Source organism: Stenotrophomonas humi, assembly GCF_001431415.1.
GTDB lineage: Bacteria > Pseudomonadota > Gammaproteobacteria > Xanthomonadales > Xanthomonadaceae > Stenotrophomonas > Stenotrophomonas humi.
This window is the reverse complement of sequence record NZ_LDJI01000069.1, coordinates 1-733: the sequence shown is the minus strand read 5'-3', so window position 1 is coordinate 733 and position 733 is coordinate 1. Positions and strand designations below refer to the sequence as shown.

The 733-nt window shown below is 62.2% G+C and carries 1 pseudogene; it reads left to right on the top strand.

Annotation, left to right across the window (positions count from 1 at the left end):
* A pseudogene (locus tag ABB26_RS18325) lies at window positions 1-566 on the top strand (DNA-directed RNA polymerase subunit beta'); the annotation flags it as partial.
* Between the last annotated feature and the right edge of the window lie 167 nt (window positions 567-733).

Sequence of the window (733 nt, the reverse complement as noted above, 5' to 3'; positions counted from 1 at the left end):
TCCTGCGCCTGAAGGGCGTGGAAGAGCTGGCCCGCTACCTGGTCAAGGAAATCCAGGACGTGTACCGCCTGCAGGGCGTGAAGATCAACGACAAGCACATTGAAGTGATCTCGCGTCAGATGCTCCGCAAGGTGGAAATCACCGACCAGGGCAGCAGCAAGTTCCTCAACGGTGAGCAGGCCGAGCGCCAGCGCGTCATCGAAGAGAACGCAAAGCTGGTTGCACGCAACGAGCTGCCGGCGCGTTTCGATCCGGTGCTGCTGGGTATCACCAAGGCATCGCTGGCGACCGAATCGTTCATCTCGGCCGCTTCCTTCCAGGAAACCACCCGCGTGCTGACCGAAGCTGCCGTCCGCGGCACCTCGGACAACCTGCGCGGCCTGAAGGAAAACGTCATCGTCGGCCGTCTGATCCCGGCCGGTACCGGCTTGGCGTACCATGCGCAGCGTCGTCGTAACGCCTCGGGTCTGACCGACTCGGAACTGCAGACCCTCTCGGGTTCGGCAGCAGTGGCGACGGAAGTTGCAGCCCCGGAAGCTGAACAGGCTTCGGGTGGTGAAGAGTAATAGTGATGGCCGCCGGCCCCTCCAAGGGCCGGCAGTTTGACCTGAACGGGGTGCATGGAGGCTCCCCTGTAACAGCTCTGGATCAGGGCTGGCCTGAAGGGCGCGCGTTTGACTGCGCTTCTGACGGGTTGCTACAATCGTCTGTCTCAGCAGGCCAAAAATTTGGC